At 40.8% G+C, this 24009-nt stretch carries 19 protein-coding genes and 3 tRNA genes; 7 read left to right on the forward strand and 15 right to left on the reverse strand.

Annotated elements, in window-relative coordinates:
- Positions 1-36: 36 nt before the first annotated feature.
- A complete protein-coding gene (gene mgsA / locus DXC23_RS06160) occupies positions 37-432 on the reverse strand; it encodes a methylglyoxal synthase (RefSeq protein WP_015523032.1) in 396 nt (131 codons plus the stop codon).
- A 30-nt stretch (positions 433-462) separates the two neighbouring features.
- Positions 463-1203 (reverse strand): septum site-determining protein MinD, encoded by a 741-nt coding sequence (locus DXC23_RS06165; protein WP_117705281.1) that lies wholly within the window; start codon positions 1201-1203, stop codon positions 463-465.
- A 490-nt stretch (positions 1204-1693) separates the two neighbouring features.
- On the opposite strand from DXC23_RS06165, the gene DXC23_RS06170 reads away from it, so the two are divergent.
- Positions 1694-2590 (forward strand): DNA-binding protein, encoded by an 897-nt coding sequence (locus DXC23_RS06170; protein ID WP_117705282.1) that lies wholly within the window; start codon positions 1694-1696, stop codon positions 2588-2590.
- A 161-nt stretch (positions 2591-2751) separates the two neighbouring features.
- Here the strand turns inward: DXC23_RS06170 and DXC23_RS06175 are convergent, their stop codons facing one another.
- The 6 genes from DXC23_RS06175 to nifJ all read right to left on the reverse strand — a co-directional run bounded on the left by DXC23_RS06175 (position 2752) and on the right by nifJ (position 7777).
- A complete protein-coding gene (locus tag DXC23_RS06175) occupies positions 2752-3057 on the reverse strand; it encodes a hypothetical protein (protein WP_117705283.1) in 306 nt (101 codons plus the stop codon).
- A 170-nt stretch (positions 3058-3227) separates the two neighbouring features.
- Positions 3228-3476 (reverse strand): hypothetical protein, encoded by a 249-nt coding sequence (locus tag DXC23_RS12315; RefSeq protein ID WP_147329129.1) that lies wholly within the window; start codon positions 3474-3476, stop codon positions 3228-3230.
- Positions 3477-3641: 165 nt separating this feature from the next.
- A tRNA-Leu gene (locus DXC23_RS06180) sits at positions 3642-3729 on the reverse strand.
- Positions 3730-3738: 9 nt separating this feature from the next.
- A tRNA-Glu gene (locus tag DXC23_RS06185) sits at positions 3739-3813 on the reverse strand.
- Between the two features lie 3 nt (positions 3814-3816).
- Positions 3817-3893, reverse strand: a tRNA-Met gene (locus tag DXC23_RS06190).
- A gap of 323 nt (positions 3894-4216) precedes the next feature.
- Positions 4217-7777, reverse strand: a complete 3561-nt coding sequence (nifJ, locus tag DXC23_RS06195; RefSeq protein ID WP_117705284.1) for a pyruvate:ferredoxin (flavodoxin) oxidoreductase — start codon at positions 7775-7777, stop codon at positions 4217-4219.
- A gap of 505 nt (positions 7778-8282) precedes the next feature.
- On the opposite strand from nifJ, the gene DXC23_RS06200 reads away from it, so the two are divergent.
- From DXC23_RS06200 to DXC23_RS06210, 3 genes are all read left to right on the forward strand, one after another.
- On the forward strand, positions 8283-11189 hold the full coding sequence (locus DXC23_RS06200; RefSeq protein ID WP_278286545.1) for an acyl-CoA dehydratase activase: 2907 nt from the start codon (positions 8283-8285) through the stop codon (positions 11187-11189).
- Between the two features lie 26 nt (positions 11190-11215).
- Complete coding sequence (locus DXC23_RS06205; protein WP_117705285.1) at positions 11216-12517, forward strand: 2-hydroxyacyl-CoA dehydratase; 1302 nt, start codon at positions 11216-11218, stop codon at positions 12515-12517.
- Positions 12518-12757: 240 nt separating this feature from the next.
- On the forward strand, positions 12758-13579 hold the full coding sequence (locus tag DXC23_RS06210; RefSeq protein WP_117705286.1) for a hypothetical protein: 822 nt from the start codon (positions 12758-12760) through the stop codon (positions 13577-13579).
- Positions 13580-13779: 200 nt separating this feature from the next.
- On the opposite strand, the gene DXC23_RS06215 is transcribed toward DXC23_RS06210, so the two are convergent.
- The 7 genes from DXC23_RS06215 to DXC23_RS06245 form a co-directional block, all read right to left on the reverse strand.
- On the reverse strand, positions 13780-14529 hold the full coding sequence (locus tag DXC23_RS06215; protein ID WP_117705287.1) for a DUF6273 domain-containing protein: 750 nt from the start codon (positions 14527-14529) through the stop codon (positions 13780-13782).
- A 12-nt stretch (positions 14530-14541) separates the two neighbouring features.
- On the reverse strand, positions 14542-14985 hold the full coding sequence (locus DXC23_RS06220; RefSeq protein ID WP_117705288.1) for a hypothetical protein: 444 nt from the start codon (positions 14983-14985) through the stop codon (positions 14542-14544).
- A gap of 150 nt (positions 14986-15135) precedes the next feature.
- Entirely contained in the window at positions 15136-16317 is a 1182-nt protein-coding gene (locus DXC23_RS06225; protein ID WP_117705289.1) for a DHHW family protein, read from the reverse strand.
- A 21-nt stretch (positions 16318-16338) separates the two neighbouring features.
- Complete coding sequence (locus DXC23_RS06230) at positions 16339-17733, reverse strand: MBOAT family O-acyltransferase (protein WP_117705290.1); 1395 nt, start codon at positions 17731-17733, stop codon at positions 16339-16341.
- Positions 17734-17967: 234 nt separating this feature from the next.
- On the reverse strand, positions 17968-18933 hold the full coding sequence (locus DXC23_RS06235; protein ID WP_117705291.1) for a M23 family metallopeptidase: 966 nt from the start codon (positions 18931-18933) through the stop codon (positions 17968-17970).
- A 39-nt stretch (positions 18934-18972) separates the two neighbouring features.
- Entirely contained in the window at positions 18973-19671 is a 699-nt protein-coding gene (locus tag DXC23_RS06240) for an NUDIX domain-containing protein (RefSeq protein WP_117705292.1), read from the reverse strand.
- Positions 19672-19711: 40 nt separating this feature from the next.
- Positions 19712-21001: a DHHW family protein gene (locus DXC23_RS06245; protein ID WP_117705293.1), complete on the reverse strand. Its 1290-nt coding sequence runs from the start codon at positions 20999-21001 to the stop codon at positions 19712-19714.
- A 244-nt stretch (positions 21002-21245) separates the two neighbouring features.
- Between DXC23_RS06245 and DXC23_RS06250 the strand changes: the two genes are divergently transcribed.
- The 3 genes from DXC23_RS06250 (at position 21246) to DXC23_RS06260 (ending at position 23982) form a co-directional block, all read left to right on the forward strand.
- The gene (locus DXC23_RS06250) at positions 21246-22010 is read left to right on the forward strand and encodes a type III pantothenate kinase (RefSeq protein ID WP_117705294.1); all 765 of its coding nucleotides are present in this window, start codon (positions 21246-21248) and stop codon (positions 22008-22010) included.
- Between the two features lie 516 nt (positions 22011-22526).
- Positions 22527-23243, forward strand: coding sequence for a Wzz/FepE/Etk N-terminal domain-containing protein (locus DXC23_RS06255; protein WP_158552468.1), 717 nt, complete (start codon positions 22527-22529; stop codon positions 23241-23243).
- 19 nt (positions 23244-23262) lie between these two features.
- Positions 23263-23982 carry a CpsD/CapB family tyrosine-protein kinase gene (locus DXC23_RS06260; protein WP_117705296.1) on the forward strand — a complete coding sequence of 240 codons (720 nt, stop codon included), beginning with the start codon at positions 23263-23265 and terminating at the stop codon, positions 23980-23982.
- The last annotated feature ends 27 nt before the right edge of the window (positions 23983-24009 follow it).

The following is a 24009-nucleotide window of genomic DNA, read 5'->3' on the forward strand; positions in this document are numbered from 1 at the left end:
GGGCAGCACAAAACCGCCCGACAATGAAATCGTTTTTTACTTTAAAATATTTCTCCAGTCAAGGTCGCCACGCTCAAGACCATGAATAAGTACCTCTGCGGTTGCGATATTTGTTGCAACCGGAATATTGTGCATATCGCAAAGTCTGAGCATATTCATATCATTAGGCTCGTTTGGCTTTGGATTTAGCGGATCTCTGAAAAAGAGAAGCATATCAATTTCGTTGCAAGCAATTCTTGCCGCAATCTGCTGACTGCCGCCCTGTGAGCCTGCCAAAAACTTCTGAATTGTAAGGCCTGTTGCCTCTGAAACCATTTTGCCCGTAGTGCCTGTTGCACAAAGGTTATTTCTGCTTAAAACACCGCAATAAGCAATGCAGAACTGAACCATAAGTTCCTTTTTTTCATCGTGCGCAATAAGAGCAATATTCATACACAAATTCCTCCCTATATATTAAAAGGCTTATCCTTTAAATGCCAAGGGTACTCTTTGCCCCTCAAGCCTTCGTGCCAGACAATCAAAAACCGATGCTGCGGCACTCCAGTTAAGCCCTGCAACTCCACGCTGCATAATAACTGATATTCTTATGTCAAACGGCACAAGCGCTATAAGCTGAGTTTGCACCGCATCAATAACTTCATCAAGGTCGGCATAAAAGCCAAGCTCGGTAAAAGTTTTTCTGTCAAAGCGGTTAATTACAAGCCTTTGGTTTTTTACACCCAAAGCATCGAGCTTGTTTTTAACCTTTAGTCCGCCTCGTACACTTGTAGGCTCTGCATTAGCTACTATAAGCGCCCTGTCGGCAGGCGTAGCAGCAGTAACAAAGCCCGAACCGATACCCGCCGGTGAATCAATAATAACAAAATCATAATCAGCCTTTAAAGACTCCACAAGCTGACGGAACACACCCGGACTAAGCTCGTTATCGGTATCGAAAGGTGCTGCCATTAGATAAAGATTTTCATTGTTTTTGCTTTTATAAACCGCATCTGTAAAAGAACAGTTGCCGCTTACGGCGTCTGCCGCATCAAAAACAATATCGTTCTCCATATCGAGCATAATATCAAGACCACGCATACCGCAGTCGCAGTCGATAAGCAAAACTTTTTTACCCTGTTTTATAAGAGCAACCGAAAGGCAAATGCACACCGTTGACTTACCGGTGCCGCCTTTTCCGGAGGCTACTACTATAACATTATCCATAATACATACTACCTCTGAATTATTCTATCATATTTTTGTCAAAAGAGCAATAAAAGAGAGCAATTTTATCAAACAAAAATTATATTTAGTTTTTATGCAATATATATAAATTTGCAGGTCAAGTTTTTAATTTTTTACATTTTTACCATAACCTGATAGTAAAATTACACTAAATAATCGTTTGATTTTCTCATTATTAAAATCTCAGGTAATTTTTTCACACCATTTTTCATATGCAAGTTTAACCTGCAAAAAATTCTTGCCGCAATAACAAACAGATTTTGTTCTTATAAAATCTACTGAAAATGCGGTTTTTATAAATTATATCACCTTTTGCCGTCAAAATAAGTATTATTTTGGTGGCGGTTATTTTTTCGGCTAAATCAAATGGGTTATGCCGTTATCGGCAAGAAAGTCGAATTTTGCAATGTATAATTCGTTGATTTATTGCCGATAATATGATATAATTATTTAGAGTCGGAGGTGGAATATGAAATTTTTATCAGTTGCTCAAGTAGCTAAAAATTGGAATTTATCTGAAAGAACAGTGCGCAATTACTGCGCAAGCGGAAAAATTCCCGATGCCTTTTTAACAGGCAAAACATGGAATATTCCCGAAAATGCCGAACCTCCGAAAAGGAGCAACTCAGTAAAACAAGCGCCGAGTAATCTATTGGAGGTTTTAAAAGCCGAAAAAGCAAGCAAAATAAGCGGCGGCATATACCATAAAATACAGGTTGAACTAACATATAATTCAAACCATATCGAGGGCAGTAAATTAACGCACGACCAAACACGCTACATTTACGAAACAAATACAATCGGCTTTACCGACAGTACGATTAATGTAGATGACATAGTTGAAACCGCAAACCATTTTAAGTGCATTGATATGGTGATTGACAAGGCAGCAAAGCCTCTGAGTGAAACTTTTATAAAACAGCTGCATATGGTGCTGAAAAACGGAACGAGTGACTCACGCAAGGATTGGTTTGCCGTCGGTGATTATAAAAAATATCCGAATGAAGCCGGAGGTAAAATTACCACTCCTCCTGAGGAAGTGCACGATAAAATAAAAGCTCTGATTTCTGCCTACAACAAGACCGACAACAAATCTTTTGATGATTTAATCAGCTTTCACTATGAATTTGAGTGTATTCACCCATTTCAAGACGGCAACGGTCGTATAGGCAGATTGATATTGTTTAAAGAGTGTTTAAAGCATAATATAGTCCCGTTTATTATTGACGAAAACCTAAAAATGTTCTATTACAGAGGACTAAGCGAATGGCAAAACGAAAAGGGTTATTTAATTGATACCTGCCTTACAGCGCAAGACAAATTCAAAAAATACCTTGATTATTTCAGAATACCATATAAAGATTAAATCCGAGCCGTCAGTGAGCGCACAATATTTTCGGCTGTCGCAAATTTTTGCGTTAAATTATAATAAGACTGATAATTCAGATAAAGCAAAATAAGACAAAAAACGGAGCACTCGCTTTGATGAGTTGCTCCGTTTTACTTTATATCAAAATTTATTCTCGCTTAATAATGGTACTCGCTTTCAGAAATCTTTACCATTTTATAAACATATTCTCTGTATTCGGGATCATTTATACAGCATTTGCCATGAGAACCGTTTTGCGTATTAATACTTACAATATATCCTTTGTAATAATCCGAGTAGCAGGAAATATTAAAAAATCCGCTTTGGTATCCCTTTCTGTTAAAATTGACGGTAAACTTACATCGACTGCGTTCCTTGCACTTGCTTTCAATAAATGCAATTAATTCATCAACCGAAGAATCTTGCAGTCTATACAGCGGTCTTTGATTTATATCTTGATACATTGCACACACTTCCTTGCTAAATATTGGATGAATTATGTTATAGCTTATTTTCGGTCGGGCAACAAAGTAAAACAAAAGCCGAATTTTTCGTCCGAAGTTAAAAGTTTGGTCAACCTTTTTAAAGGTTGTGGGTGTAGGCAACGCCCACAAATACTTTCCTTTTACGCAATCTAACGATAGCCAAACGGCTCGCCGTTTGGCGGCTGAACGCAACGGCGAGAGCCGATGCGACAGCAACAAAGGAAAGATATTCTTATAAGTTGTACCGTCATTGCAATGCAATGACGGTACATTATTTTAATCATTTCTTTTCTAAAGGCTATCGCCTGTTTTTTCAAACTGAGTTTTAGCACGCAAACAGCAAAGCTGTTTGTGCCTATAAGTAAGTTATAAAGGAAACTTTTATGGGCTCTGCCCAAACCTGCAACCCTTTAAAAGGGTTGACCTAAATTTTGGATTCATTAAACTAAGCTTTGTGCGCTAAATCCTAATTTTCCTCAACCACCGACATTAACCTGCTGCCATCTTAACTGCTGAAAGCAAAACTAAAAAGGTCTACCGCCTTTCGACAATAGACCTTTTTATGGTGCCGGTGACCGGACTTGAACCGGTACGGTCGCAATGACCGAGGGATTTTAAGTCCCTTGTGTCTGCCTATTCCACCACACCGGCTAATTAGTTTGGTGACCCGGACGAGAATCGAACTCGTGTTACCGCCGTGAAAGGGCGGTGTCTTAACCGCTTGACCACCGGGCCGTATGGTAGCGGAAATAGGACTTGAACCTACGACACCTCGGGTATGAACCGAGTGCTCTAGCCAGCTGAGCTATTCCGCCATCTGTTCGCCAACATCAAATCAGCAAGATAGATTATAATATAATACCCTCGATTTGTCAAGGGATATTTTAAATTTTTTTGAAAATTTTTATAATTTTTTCAAAATTCTTAATTCTATCTGTATTTTTAAGCATTTTAAGCGAGCAAACATATATAATTTGCGATCACTGCCGTAAAAATACTTATTTTACTGTTACCTCATTATTGTTAGCCGATAAATTATTTTTATTCTGAGCTTTGCCCAAAATAAAAGGTGTGGCTGTCCTCCACCTTTTGGCAGAGGACAGCGCAAACTTATTAAATTTTAATTTATTTTACCAAATTACTCTGCATCCGGAATGCTTGCGAGTTTTTCGAGATGAGCGTACTTCTCCTCAGCTACCTTTTCAGCCTTAGCAAAGAGCTTTTCTGCTCTCTCTGGGAATGAACGGGTAAGTGAGTTGTAACGAACTTCGCCCATAATAAAGTCACGATAAGATGCACTTGGAGCTTTGCAATCGAGCATAAACGGATTCTTGCCCTCATCGGCACGGCGTGGGTCATAACGGAAGATATTCCAATAACCTGCCTCAACAGCCTTCTTCTCTTCCTGCTGAGCAATGCTCATACCGCCCTTAATACCATGGTTGATACATGGAGCGTAGCAGATGATAAGTGATGGGCCGTTGTAGCTTTCAGCCTCTACCATAGCCTTGAGTACCTGATTGTTGTCGGCGCCCATTGCGCACTGTGCAACATATACATAGCCGTAGCTCATTGCGATAGCAGCAAGGTCTTTCTTCTTAACAGCCTTACCGGCAGCAGCAAACTGTGCAACAGAACCTACCGGAGTAGCCTTTGATGCCTGTCCGCCTGTATTTGAGTAAACCTCTGTATCGAATACGAGGATATTTACATTTTCGCCTGATGCGATAACATGGTCAAGACCGCCAAAGCCGATATCGTAAGCCCAGCCGTCACCACCGAAGATCCACATTGACTTCTTAGCAAGCTCGTCCTTGTCGATAAGTGTCTTTTTAGCAAGCTCGCCAACCTTAGCGTCATCAACATTCTTTTCAAGCTCTGCAATAAGTGCGTCTGTTGCAGGACGGCTTGCTGTTGAATCGCAAACTGTGTCGAGGTAGTTCTGACAAGCTGTCTTTAACTCTTCGCTGTCTGTATCTTTCTGAATGTTCTCAACATACTCTACAAGTCTGTTGCGGATAGCTTTCTGACCGAGAGCCATACCAAGACCAAACTCAGCATTATCCTCAAAGAGTGAGTTCTGCCAAGCAGGGCCAAAGCCTTTCTTGTTCTTTGTGTATGGTGTTGCCGGAGCAGATGCACCCCAAATTGATGAACAGCCTGTTGCGTTAGCAATGAACATTCTGTCGCCAAAGAGCTGTGTAACGAGCTTAGCGTATGGTGTTTCACCACAACCTGCGCAAGCGCCTGAGAACTCAAGGAGTGGCTGCTTGAACTGGCTGCCCTTAACTGTTGAGAACTTAAACTTAGCGGCTACTTCAGGCTTTTCGTCAAGAGTTACCGCATAATCAAATACAGCTTGCTCTGCACGCTGGCTGTCGATTGGCTTCATTGTAAGAGCCTTTTCGCCCTTCTTGCCCGGACATACATTAGCGCAAGCGCCGCAGCCTGTACAGTCGAGTGTTGATACAGTCATAACGAACTTGAGCTCCTTAAGACCGATCATTGGAATGCTCTTTGTGCCCTGCGGAGCGGCTGCAAGCTCGTCCTCTGTCATAGCAACAGGACGGATTACAGCGTGAGGACATACGATAGCACACTTGTTACACTGAATACAGTTGTCTGAATTCCACTCAGGAACATCAACTGCGATACCACGCTTTTCATAAGCGGCTGAACCGTTAGGAGCAGTACCGTCAACATGATCCATAAATGCAGATACAGGGAGCTTGTTGCCCTTGTACTCATTTACAGGCTTGAGGATACCGTTTACATACTCAACGAGTGCGCCCTCGCCCGGAACTACATCGCTTGCCTTATCGTCAGCGGCATTTGCCCAATCAGCAGGAATTTCAACCTTCTTGAGGTCTTCCATACCACGGTCAATAGCTGCGTAGTTCATATCTACGATAGCCTGACCTTTCTTCATATATGACTTCTTAGCGGCTGCCTTCATAAGCTCCTTAGCCTTTTCAGCCGGGATAATGTCTGCAATCTTAAAGAAAGCTGACTGAAGAACTGTGTTGATTCTGCCGCCAAGACCGATTTCTTTACCGATCTTGATACCGTCGATTGTGTAGAAATTGATATTTCTTGTAGCAAGGATTCTCTTCATCTTGCCAGGGAGTCTTTCTGAAAGCTCGTCAACATCCCAAGGACAGTTGAGGAGGAATGAACCGCCTTCCTTGAGGTCGTCTACGATGTCGTACTTGTCAACATATGATGGGTTGTGACAAGCAACGAAGTCAGCCTTAGAAATATAATATGTTGATTTGATAGGCTGATTACCGAAACGAAGGTGAGAAACTGTAAGACCGCCCGACTTCTTTGAGTCATAAGCAAAGTAGCCCTGAGCGTACATATCGGTGTTATCGCCGATAATCTTAATGGAGTTCTTGTTTGCACCAACAGTACCGTCAGCACCAAGGCCCCAGAATTTACATGAATGTGTACCCTTTGGAGTTGTGTCAGGGTTCTCAACGATAGGAAGTGAAAGATTTGTAACATCATCAACGATGCCGATTGTAAATCTTCTCTTAGGAGCGTCGCTCTCTGCGTTTCTGTAAACAGCAATGATGTCGGCAGGAGTTGTATCCTTAGAACCAAGACCGTATCTGCCTGTAAACACCTTTACGCCGGCAAAGTCTGAACCGTTGATAGCAGCGAGAACATCAAGATAGAGTGGCTCACCGATTGAACCGGGCTCTTTTGTTCTGTCGAGAACAGAGATAGTCTTAACTGTCTTAGGAAGCTCACTTAAGAGATAGTCTGCAACGAAAGGTCTGTAAAGGTGAACCTTTAAAAGACCAACCTTTTCGCCTGCTGCGTTGAGGAAGTCTACAACCTCTTCTGCACAATCACATACAGAACCCATAGCAACGATAATGTGCTCTGCGTCCTCTGCACCATAGTAGTTAAATGGCTTGTAGTTTGTGCCGATCTTCTCGTTTACCTTGTTCATATATTCAACAACAACTTCGGGTACTGCATCATAATACTTGTTGCAAGCCTCTCTTGCCTGGAAGAAGATGTCGTCGTTCTGAGCTGTACCTCTTGTTACAGGGTGCTCAGGGTTAAGTGCTCTTCTGCGGAACGCTTCTACTGCGTCCCAATCAAGCATATCTGCGAGATCCGCATAATCCCACTCTTCAATCTTCTGAATCTCGTGAGAGGTTCTGAAACCGTCAAAGAAGTGGAGGAAAGGAACTCTGCCCTTGATAGCCGAAAGATGTGCAACGGCAGCAAGGTCCATACATTCCTGTGGGTTGTTTGAACAGAGCATTGCATAGCCTGTCTGACGGCAAGCATAAATATCTGAATGGTCACCGAAAATTGAAAGAGCGTGGCTTGTAAGAGCACGGGCAGATACATGAATTACGCCCGGTAAAAGCTCGCCTGCCATCTTGTACATATTCGGAATCATAAGAAGCAAGCCCTGTGAAGCTGTGTAAGTTGTGGTTAAAGCACCGGCTGCAAGCGAACCGTGAACCGCACCGGAAGCACCGCCTTCCGACTGCATTTCCGTAACCTGTACTTCTCTGCCGAAAAGGTTTTTAGTGCCCATTGCCGAGAACTTGTCGGTAAGGTCAGCCATTACGGAAGAAGGTGTGATAGGATAGATAGCAGCAACATCTGTAAACGCATAAGAAACATGAGCAACAGCGCTGTTACCGTCCATAGTTTTCATTTTTCTTGCCATTGGAATTGTCCTCCTTAAAGTATGTCAGCGACAACACCGTTTGTCGCATTTAATACAATTTTTAAAGATACATACTGTATCATAATAAATTTTAACACTTAAATGTTAATTTGTAAAGAGGTTTTCAACAATAACGCATATGTTTTTACCCGATTTTTCTAAAACTTTACCAAATATTTTAAATTTCCTCATAAAACCGAGTTTTTCGCCGATTCAGGTGATTTTTAGACAAAACAAAAGTTTGTTAATTGCCATAAAACCGTAAAATTCGTCAATAATTTTCATACGCAAAAAATTGTTATACATACATTATGCGAAAATTGTATTATTTTGGCAAGAAAACATACAACTTAACGGCTGATATTTTTGTAAATAATAGTCATTTTTATTAAAGAAATTATATTGCGATTAAAGAATTAAAATTAAATAAAAAAAGCGTATAATAGTTTGGATAATCAATTGACATAATATGACTTTATATAACTTTATAAGGCACGGAGGCAGTATGTTGAAATTAGGACTTGACATTGGCTCAACTACAATAAAATGCGTTGTTTTAGACGAAGAAAACAAAATTATATACAGTACCTATGAGCGACATTATTCTCAGATAACCGAGAAAATCGCCGAAATTCTTGCAACTGTACGCAGCAAGGTAAAGGGTGTTGAAAACGCAGCCGTTGCGCTTTCCGGTTCTGCCGGTATGGGTGTTGCGGAGTCAAGCAATATTGACTTCGTGCAGGAGGTTTACGCAACAAGAGTTGCCACAAACACATTTATTCCGGGCACAGATGTTGTCATTGAGCTTGGCGGCGAGGACGCAAAAATCCTTTTCCTTACAAACGGTCTTGAAGTGCGTATGAACGGTACTTGCGCAGGCGGTACGGGCGCATTTATCGACCAAATGGCAACCTTGCTCAATGTTCCGCTTGAGGAGCTTGACTCACTTGCAAAGCAATACGAAAAAACCTACACTATTGCATCTCGCTGCGGTGTATTTGCAAAAACAGATATTCAGCCTCTTTTAAATCAAGGCGCAAGGAAGAGCGATATAGCCGAAAGTATCTTCAACGCCGTTGTAAGCCAGACTGTCGCAGGTCTTGCACAGGGACGAGAAATCGAAGGTCAGGTTGTATATCTCGGCGGCCCGCTCACCTTTATGAGCGAGCTTAGAAACTGCTTTGACAAAACCTTAAACACAAAGGGTATCTGCCCTGAAAATTCACTTTACTTTGTTGCCTGCGGTGCGGCTCTCTGCGCCGAAAAGCCTATTGACTTTGACAAGGTAATAGATGAAGTTAAAAATTATCGTGGCAGCGGCAACTTTGCTTTTAATCCGCCGCTTTTCAAAGATGAAGAGGACTACAAAAAATTCTCTGACCGCCACGCAAAGGCTACCGTAACCCAAAAGGAGCTTAAAGGCTACAAGGGCAAGGCTTATGTGGGTATGGACGCAGGCTCTACAACCGTAAAGGGCGTTGTGCTTAACGACGACGGCGAACTTCTTTATTCAAAATATCTTCCGTCAAAGGGAAATCCTGTTGAAATCATCAAGGGATTTCTTGAGGAAGTCTATACAATCAATCCCGAAATTAACATAGTTTCATCTGCCGTAACAGGCTATGGTGAAGAAATTATAAAGAACGCTTTTGATGTTGACTACGGCATAGTAGAAACCATTGCGCACTTTACCGCCGCAAAATACTTTATGCCCGATGTTGAATTTATCATCGACATCGGCGGTCAGGACATCAAGTGCTTTAAAATTCACAACGGCGCAATCGACAACATCTTCCTCAACGAGGCTTGTTCTTCCGGATGCGGCAGTTTCTTGCAGACATTTGCAAATGCGCTCGGCTACGAAATCGCCGACTTTGCAAAGCTCGGACTTTTTGCAAAGCGCCCTGTTGACCTCGGCTCAAGATGTACCGTATTTATGAACTCAAGCGTTAAACAGGCTCAGAAAGACGGCGCAACAATCGAGGATATTTCAGCAGGTCTTTCCTTAAGCGTTGTAAAGAACGCACTCTACAAAGTCATCAGAGCGTCAAGTCCTGACGAACTCGGCAAAAGAGTTGTAGTACAGGGCGGTACTTTCCTTAATGACGCCGTACTCCGTGCATTTGAGCAGGAAATGGGCGTTGAGGTTGTTCGTCCGAACATTGCCGGACTTATGGGCGCATACGGTGCGGCTCTCTATTCCAAAAACAAATCAAAGGGCAACGGCAAAAGCAAGCTTTCGGATATGAAAGCGCTCAAAGCCTTTGTTCACGATATAAAGGTAACAAACTGCGGTATGTGCAGCAACAACTGCCGACTTACAATCAACAGCTTTGGCGGTGGCAGAAGATTTATTGCAGGCAACCGCTGCGAGCGACCGATTACAAAGAAATCTCAGTCAAACGAGCTTAATATGTACGCTGTCAAGCTGAAAATGCTTGAGGAATACAAGCCTGTTGAGGGACTTCGTGGCAAGCTCGGTATGCCGATGGCACTCAATATGTTTGAAATGTATCCGTTCTGGTACAGATTCTTTACAGAGCTTAAATTTGAGGTGTTCCACTCACCGTTCTCTACAAGAAAGCTTTACCAGAGAGGTCAGCAGACGATTCCGAGTGATACCGTATGTTTCCCGGCAAAACTTGTGCATGGTCATATTCAGACCTTAATAGACGAGGGTGCGGAAACTATATTCTACCCATGTATGTCATACAACTTTGACGAGCACCTCGGCGATAACCACTACAACTGTCCTGTTGTTGCCTACTATCCCGAAGTTATCAACAACAATATGAAAGATGTGCAGAAAATCTGCTTTATAAAGGAATATTTCGGCGTACATATGCCAAAGCATTTCCCACAAAAGGCATATGAGGCACTTTCAAAATATTTTCCTGACCTTACTCTCAACGAGGTAAGAAAGGCCGCAAAACTTGCTTATGACGAACAGCATAAGTACAGAAAAAAGGTAATTGCAAAGGGCAACGAGATTATTGAAAAAGCCGAAAAAGAGGGCAAAAAGATAATGGTGCTCGCAGGCAGACCTTACCATATAGATCCCGAAATCAACCACGGCATTGATAAGCTGATTTCAAGCTTTAATGTTGCTATTGTCAGCGAAGATGTAATATCTCCGAGGGTTGAAAAATTTAATACTCATGTACTTAACCAGTGGACATATCATTCAAGACTGTACGCTGCCGCTAAGTATGTTACAACAAGAAAGGATATGGAGCTTATACAGCTTGTTTCCTTTGGCTGCGGCGTAGATGCCATTACTACTGACGAAGTAAGAGAAATTCTTGAAAAAGAGGGCAAAATTTACACGCAGATTAAAATTGACGAAATCACAAATCTTGGTGCAGTTAAAATCCGTATCCGCAGCTTGCTTGCTGCTATTGATAACGATTAATCACCGTATGAAAGGTTGTGCTATAAATGGCTGAGCTTAAATACGACAGCAAAACAGGTCGTTTGCTTTTTACAAAAGAAATGAAAAAGGAATACACAATCCTTATGCCGAATATGGCGCCTATTCATTTCAATATACTTCAGAATGTTTTTAACTATTACGGCTACAAATCAGAGCTTTTAGACACCTGCGGCCCTGAAATTGCGCAGACAGGTCTTAAATATGTTCACAACGATACCTGCTACCCTGCACTTTTGGTAATCGGACAGTTTATTCACGCTTTGCAAAGCGGTAAATATGATGTGCATAAGGTCGCACTTATGATTACTCAGACAGGCGGCGGCTGTCGTGCGTCAAACTATATTTTTCTCTTGAGAAAAGCGCTTAAAAAAGCAGGCTTTGAGTTTGTGCCTGTAATTTCTCTTTCCTTTGGTATGGAAAAGAACAGCGGTTTTTCACTCACACTTCCGCTTATCAGAAGATTTGTGGGCGGTCTTGTGTACGGCGATCAGCTTATGCTGCTTTCTAACCAAACCAAGCCTTATGAGGTAAACGAAGGCGAAAGTATGGCACTTGTTGCCGACTGGAGCGAGAAAATCTCGAAAATGCTTATTGAGGGCAACGGCTATACGCTTGAAGAAATTGACGAAAATCTTGATAAAATCACAAAATCTTTTTCGGAAATCGAGCTTAATAAAGTGCCAAAGGTAAAGGTAGGCATTGTAGGCGAGATTTATGTAAAATATTCAAAAATGGCAAACAACGGACTTGAGGAATTTTTGGCATCGCAGGATTGCGAGGTTTGCGTACCGGGTCTTATGGGCTTTGCTTCATTTAAGGTTGACAACCGAATTGAGGACGCCAAACTTTACGGCGGTGCAAAGATTAAATCCACATTTTGTAAAATGCTGCTTGACTACCTCACAAAACTCGAAGCACTTATGATTGAGTCTGCTAAGAAATACAACTTTGTTCCGCCGCACGAATACGCTCATACAAAACAGCTTGTAAAGGGCATTATCGGCTACGGCAGCAAAATGGGTGAGGGCTGGCTTTTGACCGCAGAAATGCTTGAACTTGCCGAAACAGGCTACGAAAACATTGTTTGTACTCAGCCTTTTGGCTGTCTGCCAAACCACATTAACGGCAAGGGCGCTATCCGTAAAATCAAGGAAGTAAACCCAAAGGCGAACATAGTTACAATCGACTATGACCCCGGTGCTCCAAAGGTAAATCAGGAAAACAGAATCAAGCTTATGCTTGCTGTTGCAAAAGAGGAGCTTAATAAAGAGCTTGCCGAAAAACAGGACGCAGAGCAAAAATCCTAACAAAACGCAGTCCGATATTTTATAATCGGACTGTATTATTTTTAAGGCTTTTTAAGTTGTGATAATTCAGATAGCTTTGGTCGGGCAACAGAGTTTGAAAAATAACGAACTATTCGTCCCGAAATCTAAAATTTAGGCTGGCTAATTTTCCCCACCAATTTTAAACAGAACATTTTTAGAAAATTAACATTAACATCTACATATAATAATGTATAGCAAAAATTTTAAGAGGTGAAACGAGTGAAAAAGAATAAAAGCAAGGCAAAAGCGCCAAAACAGCACCCACTGCTTTACAGCGTAAAGCAAAACAAGGAGCTTACCGCACTTTACTTTATACTAAGGCTTGTAATTATATTTATATTTGTTCTCAACATCATCCGTGGCAAATACGAAAGTGCAATGACCTGCGGACTTACATTTATACTTATGCTGATTCCGTCATTTATCGACCGCCGACTTCATGTTGAACTGCCGAGCGTGCTTGAAACCTTTATGATACTGTTTGTATTCTCGGCAAATATTCTCGGTGAAATCGGTTCATTCTATGAAAAAATACCTTTTCTCGACACAATTCTTCATACGCTGAACGGTTTTATCTGCGCAGGCGTGGGATTTGGACTTACCGATATTTTGAACCGCAGTAAAAAGGTTAAATTCAACCTCTCCCCTATCTTTGTATGCCTGTTCTCGTTCTGCTTTTCAATGACGGCAGGTACAGTGTGGGAATTTTTCGAGTTTGGCGTTGACACTTTTCTCGGCAAAGATATGCAGAAAGACACAATCGTCACAACAATCAACTCTACCCTGCTTTCGGGCAACGATACAAACGCCGTTACCCATATAAGCGGAATAACATCTACAACCGTAAGCGGCAAAGACCTCGGCATCAACGGCTACCTCGACATCGGTCTTATAGACACAATGAAAGACCTGCTTGTAAACTTTATCGGCGCAGTTGTTTTTAACGGTTTGGGATTTATCTACCTTAAAAACAGAGGCAAAAAAGCAAGTTTCTTAAATAACTTTATCCCGAAAAAGGCCGAAGATATTACAGAAGAATAAGTTTAACAATCAAAATCCGACAGTAGTAAAAACTATTGTCGGATTTTTTGTTGTATCCTAATTATTGGTAATATTGATAAATTATGACTTATCAAACTAAGTAATAAAATGTAGCCAATTAACGTTTAGATAAGCACAGGTAAATGAATTTCAATAATTCTTTCAAAATAACATAATCACTTTAATATAAATAAGTTATGTTATTTTAAAATATATCTGCCCTCTTCTTTATGTATTTCTTGCTTACCGTCAACACAAAATGCTGGCCTGATACCATTCATATCGCATGCATTCGTGCTTCCAATTTCACCTTCCGGTCCTACTGCATATACACAAGAATCATATGTAGAATCCGCACTTCTTAACCACCAACTTACAGTAAACTTTCCATTATTCGTAGTAGCAAAACGATTCTTATTATCTTTAAAATACAACAATGGCACCCCTTCAACTCCGACATGCCCATTTTTTTTATATCCAAGTTCAGTAAAAGACAACAAAAACACTTTTCTTACAATAGTTATCACGCTATCATCTATTTGATTCAAGCATCGTTCATCTAAAATCTCTATTTCCGAATCTTGAATTAAGCAACGAGTTTGAATAGGTAAATTATCAAAAAACTCTCCCATTAAGTAATTATCAATTTCGCTTTCTTCATAGTAAGCCGAATAATCACTAACTCTTCTATTCTCTGGAAGAATTTCTTTTCTTAACAAAAGTGTTTTACCATTATAATCATTAGTTAATACAATATATGGAACAAATCCTGTTTTTTCTTCAATATATATGATTGGTTCAATTTTACATTTTTCAGAATACGCCAAATCACTTATTGTATTATATTCCTCGGTTACTGTTTGTCTTTTACTACAAGCATTTAATAGAACTCCAAGAACAATTGCTAATACTACTACTTTTAATACTACTTTATACTTTTTTCTGAACACTTATGTGGCTCCTTAATTTTTCTGCTTTTTACGTCTTATTTTTGTAAATGCCATACACATCACTATACTTACCATGATTACAGCCATTAGGCTCCAAAATCCAACTGCAGATTCGTCTCCTGTTGAAACAGATTCTATCTTTTCTCCTCCATTTTCATTTGTTCCCGAACCAGAATTGTTACCTGTATTATTATCTTTTCCCGAATCAGGATTTTCTGGTTGAATATCAACAAATGTCAGGGGCTGTGTGCTTTGAGATACTGTTTTAATTTTCAGTTTATTATTATAATATTTTTTATTGCTGAAATCTATTATAGCTTTATTACAGCGATAATGATAGCTTAGCAAAATCTCGTTACTTATCGTATCACTTTTGTTTTTATACTCTATATAAAGCCACTTGCCCTCATGAATAGCTTTAAATATATTTCTTCCTATGCTGTTAATTGTCCTCACCGCCTTTAGTTCTTATATTTCACTGAAATCATTATAGCATAAATATTTCATAAAACAACAAATTTATACTGAAAATATTAAAATTTATCCACGCAAAAAATAAACACCCGACTAAAAAGCCGAGTGTCAATTTTACCGCTATTAATCATTTTATGACAGCCATGCAATGTCGGTATCGGTTGCAAGGTTATCTATGCCGTAGAGCACCAGGATATTATCGGGTTTTTCCTGCTGTGCAAGTTCTGAAATGCTGTTTTTGTAATAACGCATATCGACGAGTATTACCTCACTGTAATTTTCTGCAAGGAACGGCGCAAGACAATGTGAAAAGCTGTCCTTTACAAGGAGAATTTTTCCGCCTGCGGCATTTGTATTCTTAATTCTTGTCATTGCGTGGTTTCCGTCTATGAATACAGGGTATTTATCGTCCTCTTTAAGGTGGTTGTAGAAGTACATAGAATGGTACTCCTGCTTTTCGTCACCCTCAATAATCTCTGTGCTTATATTCTTTTGGGTGTTGTTTTTGTTGTTCCACACCTCAATGGTGTCGGGCTGAGTAAGCCAAAAACCACTTGTCGAATATGTTGTGCCGTAAAAATCATCGTACTTTTCAACAGTAAACAGGCTCTTGTCGGCAGGAGTAATTCCAAGCGCCTTGCATATCTCTGTGTAGCCTGTATATGCGCCTGCCGTTGTCCAATGGTGGTCTGTCTTGTAGTAAAGCTGTGTACCGCTTGCGTAAGCATTTTTGAAAGCCGAACGCAAATCAACAAAGTTTGCGCCGCTCTCTGCAAGCACCTGCTGTGCGTTCTCGATTTTTTCGTCATCTGTATATGTATCGTGAACCGCAGGCAGAACATCGCTTGCAATGTAGCCTGTTGACGGCACAAGAGTTACCGTTACGGGCACATCAACCGATTTTGCAAAATCAGCTATTGTCTGCACATTGCTTTTAAGTGTGCTGTCATCAAGCTGAGGCTTGTTGATAAGGTAGCCGTTCTTACAGTTATACACTCCGTCAGCACCGTTGTTGCCAACCGAAAGATTAAAGTATGCGTTTGCGCCTACCCACTGCGTACGCAACGGAAAATGGTCGGCAAAATATTTTTCAAAATCTGTGCCGAACTTGCCGTCAAGCACCGAATTTACCGTTACTGTCGGGAATTTTTGCAAATATCTTTTTTCGCTTGAGCTGTAATCCGCTTTTGGATTTATCAAAAACCAAATTGCAAAGCCGAATATAAAAAGTATAAACACAAAACTCGGCAAATGTCGGCAGACAGGCTTTGAGGATTCCATATGTTTTGCTGAATGTTTTGCTGCATATTTCATAAAGACTCTCCTTTCCTACCGTTAAAATCTGAAATATAGGAATGGGTTATAGCTCTGATTTACAAGCGAGGCTGTGCAAAGTACAAGCACTGCTGCCACAAACGCAGTCTGAGCAAAACCGATATACTTTGTGTTCTGCACCTTTGCGTAGAGCTTTGCCGCAAGCGGTGTGCTTGCAACAGCCGCTGCAATGATAAGCGGCAAATATGAAAGTATAAGATTGAGCGCCTGCTCTCCGCAGATACCGTTGCCGAAGTTAAACAAATCTCCGAGGAATGTACCGAGCTTGCTCATATCTGTAAAGTAGAAAAGTCCCCAGCCGATAACTACTATAAACATTGTGTAGATATGCTGAATTGCCGACGGCAGTTTGTCGAGAACCTTTTTGAAAACAAATTTTTCAAAAATAAGCAAAACGCCGTAGTAAAGTCCCCACAACACAAAGTTCCAAGACGCACCATGCCAAATGCCCGTAAGTCCCCATACGATAATAAGGTTAAGTATCTGTCTTTTTGCGCCTTTTCTGTTGCCGCCGAGCGGAATATAAACATATTCCTTAAACCATGTTGAAAGTGAAATATGCCATCTTCTCCAAAATTCCGTAACGGATTTTGAAATGTACGGGTAGTTAAAGTTCTTAAGAAACTCAAAGCCGAGCATATTGCCAAGACCGCAAGCCATATCGGAATAGCCCGAAAAGTCAAAATAAAGCTGAAAGCTGTAGGCTATAATTCCTACCCAAGTGCCGACAACGCCGTTTTCATCGGTTGTGGCAAACATTGCCGTACTCAGGTTGCCCATCTGATTAGCAATCAGCACCTTTTTGCCCAAGCCGATTATAAAGAGGTTTACACCCTTTGTAAACTCGTCCAAGGTTTCTTTTCTGTTTGTGAGCTGTTCGGCAACATCACGGTAACGAACGATAGGGCCTGCAATCAACTGCGGAAAAAGCGCTACATATGTACCGAAGTTAATCGGATTTTTCGATACGGGCGCATCGCCTCTGTAAACATCAATTACATAACTCATTGTCTGGAATGTATAGAAGCTGATACCGATCGGCAAAGAAATCTGCGGAGTCGGCAGATTCAGGAACGGCAGCATATTAACGGTTTCTACAATCATTCCCGTATATTTAAACACGGCGAGTGTGCCGATGTCGATAACGCAGGTGAGTATAAGCACAAGTTTACGCTTTTTGGGGTCATCTCTAAATTTATCGACAAGGTAACCGCCTATGTAGTTTACGGCAATGTTTATGAGCATAAGCACAATGAGCTTTGGCTCGCCCCAGCCGTAAAACAAAAGGTTTATAAAGAATAGAAAGATGTTTCTGCCCTTTCTCGGCACTATATAATATATAAGCAGAGTAAGCGGCAGGTACGCAAACATAAATACAAGGCTTGAAAAAACCAATCTGTATACCCCCAAATATTCTATAAAATAAGTGCAAAATCAAGCGTTAAATATCTTTTTTAACCTGATAATTCATTGCTCTGAACGCAGTATAATAATTGTCGGGATTTGCACACTATAAAATACCCCCACCGCTTTTTGGTGAGGGTGATTACAGTTTATTTTACATTATTTTGAGAATACAGTCAATGAAAACAGCGCAAATATAATTGCTTTTCGGAATTTTTGGCATTATCAACTAATTTCTTTAAAGGAATACTGCCTTTTAAACTCTTTTGTTTCACTGTTTCGCAAAACGGCGCTTTTGTGTTGCTCAAGAGTGCCTATGAGTGCATACATATCAACCCATATTTCGTTGTCGCTTTCCTTTTGGCTCTCATCAAAAACAAGCTCAAGTCCTATGTGCAGGTGGCTTTCTGTAATGCCGTTTATGTTCTCGGTATCGCTGTAACCCGTTCTGCCCACATAGCCTATAACATCGCCTGCCGTAACCGTATCGCCCTCCTTGAGGTTTTCGGCATACGGGCGGTTTTGCCGCAAATGCGCATAATACCAATACCTTTTATTGTCAAGCGAGCGGATTCCTATGCGCCAGCCGCCGTATCTGTTCCAGCCGAGGCACTCGACCTTGCCCGATTCAACGGCTATAACGGGAGTACCGACTGCCGACATCAGGTCGTGCCCCAGATGCGGTCTTGCGTAGCCGAATGTTCGTTTTGCGCCAAAGTCATCGTAATGCGAATACGGAAAGGTTTTTGCAATCGGCGAAAACCACCGCAGTCCGTAGTCCTGCTTTACACTGCCGTCAGACTGCTCCTCCTCAAAGTCGCCGACCATACCGCTGAGCACCGCCGTATATACATTATAATAGTATGTATAGTATTTCATATCCTTGGTAAGCTCGGCTATTGTTTTGCCGTCTTTCAGATTTTCGCAGAGGTTATCCATATCGCTTTGCTTGTATTTTGCAAAATCTCCGCCGTATTTTGCGCCGAGGTATGCAAGAATTTCGATATAATTTAATTTTGTATCCTCGCTCTGAGATGAAATATCGTAGCTCACAGCTTTTTGCAGTGCGTCAGCCGTAACATTGAACTCCGCATACTTAATAAAATTGTCGGTTTCCTTTCCGCCGACAATCGTCATAACCGAACAGGCAAGCACAAAAGCAGAAATAAGCAATAAAATAATCCGTTTCATATATAATCACCCGATTATATATATGAAACGGATTTAAAATTAATTTCTCATTAAATGTATTGCGGTTTCGGCTTTTTCTATTATTCTAAGGTCGTTGTCATAGGTGCACAGCTTTCGTGCCTGCTGAAGATCGACCCAAATGTAGCTGTCAATTTCTTCCTCTTGAATTTTTACGCTGTCGGTAAAAGCCTGCGCAAGGAAGAACACAACTCTTTTGCGGATTTTGCCGAACGGACAGTACTCGCTGATTTCACGAAATCCTTTTGCAAGGGTAACATCTAAGCCTGTTTCCTCCTTGATTTCTCGCAAGGCGGTTTCCTGCTCGTTTTCATCATTTTCTATATGACCTTTCGGAAAACTCCAATATCTGCCGTTGCTGTTCTTCACAAGCAACACCTTTGTATTCTGCTTGTTGCGGTAGAAAATCACAGCACCGCAGGATTTTTCGTAAAGGCAGCTTATGCTCTCCACTTTTACATTACGCAAGCGGGCAAGTATTTTTTTTAGCTCAGGCTCGTAGTAAATTTCTCCATACGGAGCAACTATGAGCTTGTCACCCTCAAGACCCTCAAATTTAGCAACGGCAATCACTACTCCGTCCAAGTATTCCTCTGCCCTGTCTTTGCGAGTAACAAGGTATGCGCTCTTGTTTGAAAAGGAATTTCCCGATACATAAGCCGAGAAAAAACCTTTTCCGACCTTGCCAAACACATTTACTCTTACATTTTCCGCAAGCATTGCCGCTGCCTCCTTTCTTAATTCAAATAAAAATCAACAATTAATTCAGTAAGCCGTCCATACTGTCGAGCTGTACCTGAGTATTTGCACTCATAATGCCGTTGAGGTAAAGAACCTCTGTAATGCCGTTCTGCTTGCAGTAGTCTGCAAGATTCTGTCCGAAATATCTGAAATCTATGATATGAACCTCAGAATAGTTGTTTGTAAGATACGGCGAGAATGCGTTGCCGTAGCTTTCTTTGATAACGGCAATCTTCTTGCCCGTGCCTTTTTCTGAATCCGAATGTAAAACGGTGAGCGGATTGTCGCCCATAATAAATAAACTGTATGTATTTGAACCCGCCTCCGCATACTGATAATAAGGCGAATCGTAGTTTGATACAGTGCCGTTTGAATCCGTAATATCCATTGTAACATTATAAGGGAATGTCCAATAGCTTACGGTATCGGTTTTAAGTCCGTCATTTGTGTTTGCAAACGAACCTGTAAAGCCCTCGACCTTGTTTTCGGTACAGGTGCTGAGGTCAAGAACATCCTGATTTGTTGCCTCGGCAAATGCTGTATAAGCATAGTAAGCGCCAAGTCCTGTCCAGTGGTGGTCTGAATTGTAGTAAATATACTCGTTGCAGTGCTCAGCAAGCTTGTTGTAAACATTTATCGGAGTAACCGAGCTGTTGAGCTTTGAATATATCTGCTTAATGTTCTCCGCCTGTGAATCAGACGGTGCGTCACTGTTTTTCAGTCTTTGCGGAAGTCCCATCTCTGTATGGTTAGGAACAACCATATTGTAAACTTTTATTCCGCTGAGCTTTTGCTGATAGCTGTTGATTGAATCGGCATAAAGCTCTGCTCTGAATTCGTCACCGCCAAAAAGCTCAAACGCTGCGCCTTTCCAAATATAAGCGTTCGTGCCCATATATCCTGCTGTGTTGTCGTCCTGAATGTTCGGCGTAACAAAATTCAGTGCCGACGCACTTGCCGATGGTGTTGCAGGCTGGGTTGCAGCTGCCTGAGTAGGCGGTATTGTTTCATCAACTTTCTTTTCTTTTTTGCCGCTGCCTGTGCAGGCTTTGAACATTGAAGATATTATAGCGATAATAAGCACTAATATAAGTATACCAACACCAACGATAATAATGCGGTTTCTCATTCTTCGGCTTACTAATCTTCTGTTCGGCTTGCGGTGCACATTACTGCGGTTTGTAGGTGCAGGTCGCCTGCCGCCTTGCGCCGGTCTGTTTGCAGGCTGACGATGCTCTCGTCTGTACTGACTTCTTTGAGCGGCAACCTTATCATCATCAAAATAATCTAAGTTATATTTATCTGCCATACATTCTCACTCCTGCCATAAACAACAAGTAACAGATAACAAACGCTGTTTTCTCATTATAATTGTAAAACATATTTTATTATACAACATCTTCTGTCTAAAAACAATACAATTTTTTATTTTTCGATTAATTCTGCAATCATCATAAATATTGTCAAAAACATAGTTGAAACAAGAGCGAAAATACGATATAATTTTAAGTTGCAGGATATTTTTTCCCAGCAAAACAAACGAGGTGATATTTATGTTGCTTTGCACTGATGTGGGCAATACAAATATAAAATTCGCACTTTATAACGGCGACAAACTGCTTATGAAACTCAGATTTTCCACAAATCGCAGCAAAACAGCCGATGATTATGCAGTTGACCTTTATACTATATTCAAGATTAACAATGTTAATGTAAAGGAAATCAGCGGATCTATAATTTCAAGTGTAGTACCGCTTGTAACTGACCTGCTTAAAAAAGCTATTATGACTGTTGCCAATGTAGACAGTCTTGTTATAGGGCCGGGAATAAAAACAGGACTTGACATTCGCCTTGACAATCCGGGCGCTGTCGGCTCTGACATTGTGTGTATGTGCGTGGCTTTAAAGGAATACTACCCCTGCCCCGTTATAGTGGTGGGAATGGGCACTGCAACAACAATTCTTTATATGAACGAGAATAAGGCATATTGCGGCGGCGTGATTCTGCCGGGTGTGCAAATTTCGCTTGACGCTCTTACGGCAAGATGCGCACTCCTGCCGTCTGTTAATTTTTCCGCTCCGCAAAAGGCTATCGGAACAAACACCGCCGACTGTATTCGCAGTGGCATAATTTACAGCAACGCAGCTATGATAGACGGAATGATTGACCGCTTTGAGGAGGAAGTTCAGCAAAAATGCACCTTGGTTGCCACAGGCGGAATGGCTCAGCATATTGTAAGCTACTGCAAAAAGAATATAATCATAAATGATGACCTTGTACTTGAGGGACTAAGACTTATTTACGAAAAGAACAAATAAGGCACAGGCATTTGCTCGCCTTTACATATTAATATAAAACAAACGCTTTTCGCTCTGTTGATGACCGCATCGACAGGGCGATTTTGTTTTATTGCGCCGAACGATTATTTACCGATACAATTCATTGTGAGGTGTGATTTATATTATCTTCAAACAAGATTGTATGTGTAGAAAATATGAAAGAAAAACGGATTTTTTTGTGAATATTTATTATATCGTCCTTATCAACATTGTAACAAAATTTATTTCTTGTAGGCACAATTCACAAATCATTTTCTCAGATTATTCCTTATTTTACATAAACTACAAAGTGTTTTATATTTTTTTACAAAAATTTCCATTATGTGCATAAACACAGCCCTTTTGCTGATTTTTTGCTCTATTGATTTTTACTCTGTTTTCAAATATAATATTTATGTTATATTATTTTGAATTATGGGTTTTTGTGCCGATTTTTATATGACAATTATATGGTGGTTGTTCATAACGGCAAAAACCAAGAGGAGTAAAGTATTAATGGAAATATCGTTTAAGGACATAACAAGAGTAATTAAGAAAAACATCGTTTTCATTTTGGTTGTATCGTGTTTATTTGCAATCATATCGGTTTTTGTAACTACATTTTTTATTCAGAAAACATACACCTCAAGCGTAAAGCTCTATGTTGAAACAAACTACAACACTTCCTCTGCTATGGAAGACAACCAGAGTGTAAACTACGCTAAAAACCTTGTTTTAACCTACATTGAGCTGCTCGATTCAAACACATTTTACAGCGAGGTTTCAAAGGAGCTCCACGAAAAATACACAGCGTCACATCTCAAAACTATGATTAAGTTTGAAAGCATTGAGGATACCGAGGTATTTAAGGCGATAGTTGTATCGCCAAGTCCTTACGAATCAAAAGAAATAGGCGACTCCATTGCTAAAATAGCACCTAAGATAATCGCAAATGTAAAGGACAACGCAAAACTCAAGATTGTTGATGAGGCAGATACACCGAAAGCACCTACATCACCGAATGTAACAAGAAACACAATTATTGCATTTCTCGGCGGACTTATACTTGCTCTTATCATTTCATTTGTTCGTGACTTCCTCGATGTGAAGATTAAATACAACGAAGAAATGACAACTATTCTTGATCTTCCTATTCTTGCCGCAATTCCTGACTTTGAGTATTTTTCAAATCAGAAAAATGCAAACAAATACGGCAACAGATACGGCAAATAAGTAAAGGAGTTACACAGCAATGAAAAAGAATAAAACAAAAATTGATCGTTCAATAGATACCGATGTTCTCGGCTTTCAGGTTCGTGAATCTTACAAGGCGGCAAGAACAAATATAGCTTATTCAATTCTCAAAAAAGGCTGCAAAAAGGTAGCTTTTACATCATCTACAAAGAGCGAGGGCAAAACAGTAACCTCTATCAATGTTGCGTCGGCACTTGCTCAGCAGGTTGACACCAAGGTGCTTGTAGTTGAGTGCGACCTTCGCCGTCCGAGAGTAAACACAGCACTTAAAATTGAGCCTACACCCGGTCTTACAAACTATCTTAATGACGAGTGTTCGCTTGAAGACATTATAAAGGACACTAAGATTGACAACCTCAAGGCGATTGCCTACGGCGCAATTCCTCCTAACCCGTCCGAGCTGCTTGCGAGTGAGGCTATGGCTTACCTTATCAAGACGGTTGAAAAAGAGTACGACTACATTATTTTTGATACACCGCCTGTCGGCATTGTTATTGACGCAGTTCCGATTCTCAAGGCATCTGACGGTGTGGTAATTGTTGCAAGAAACAACTCAACTACATATCCCGAGCTTGCAAAAACCGTAGAAACAGTCGAGCGTACAGACGCAAAAATCATCGGAGTTATTCTTAACAGAGTTAAACCGCAGGAAACAAGAAAAGGCAAGGGTTACTACTCAAGATACGGCGGATATTACAGCAATTCAACCAAAGACTAAGCTTTAATACTTCAGAGCAATTTTATT

The organism is Eubacterium sp. OM08-24 (assembly GCF_003438075.1).
GTDB lineage: Bacteria > Bacillota > Clostridia > Oscillospirales > Acutalibacteraceae > Ruminococcoides.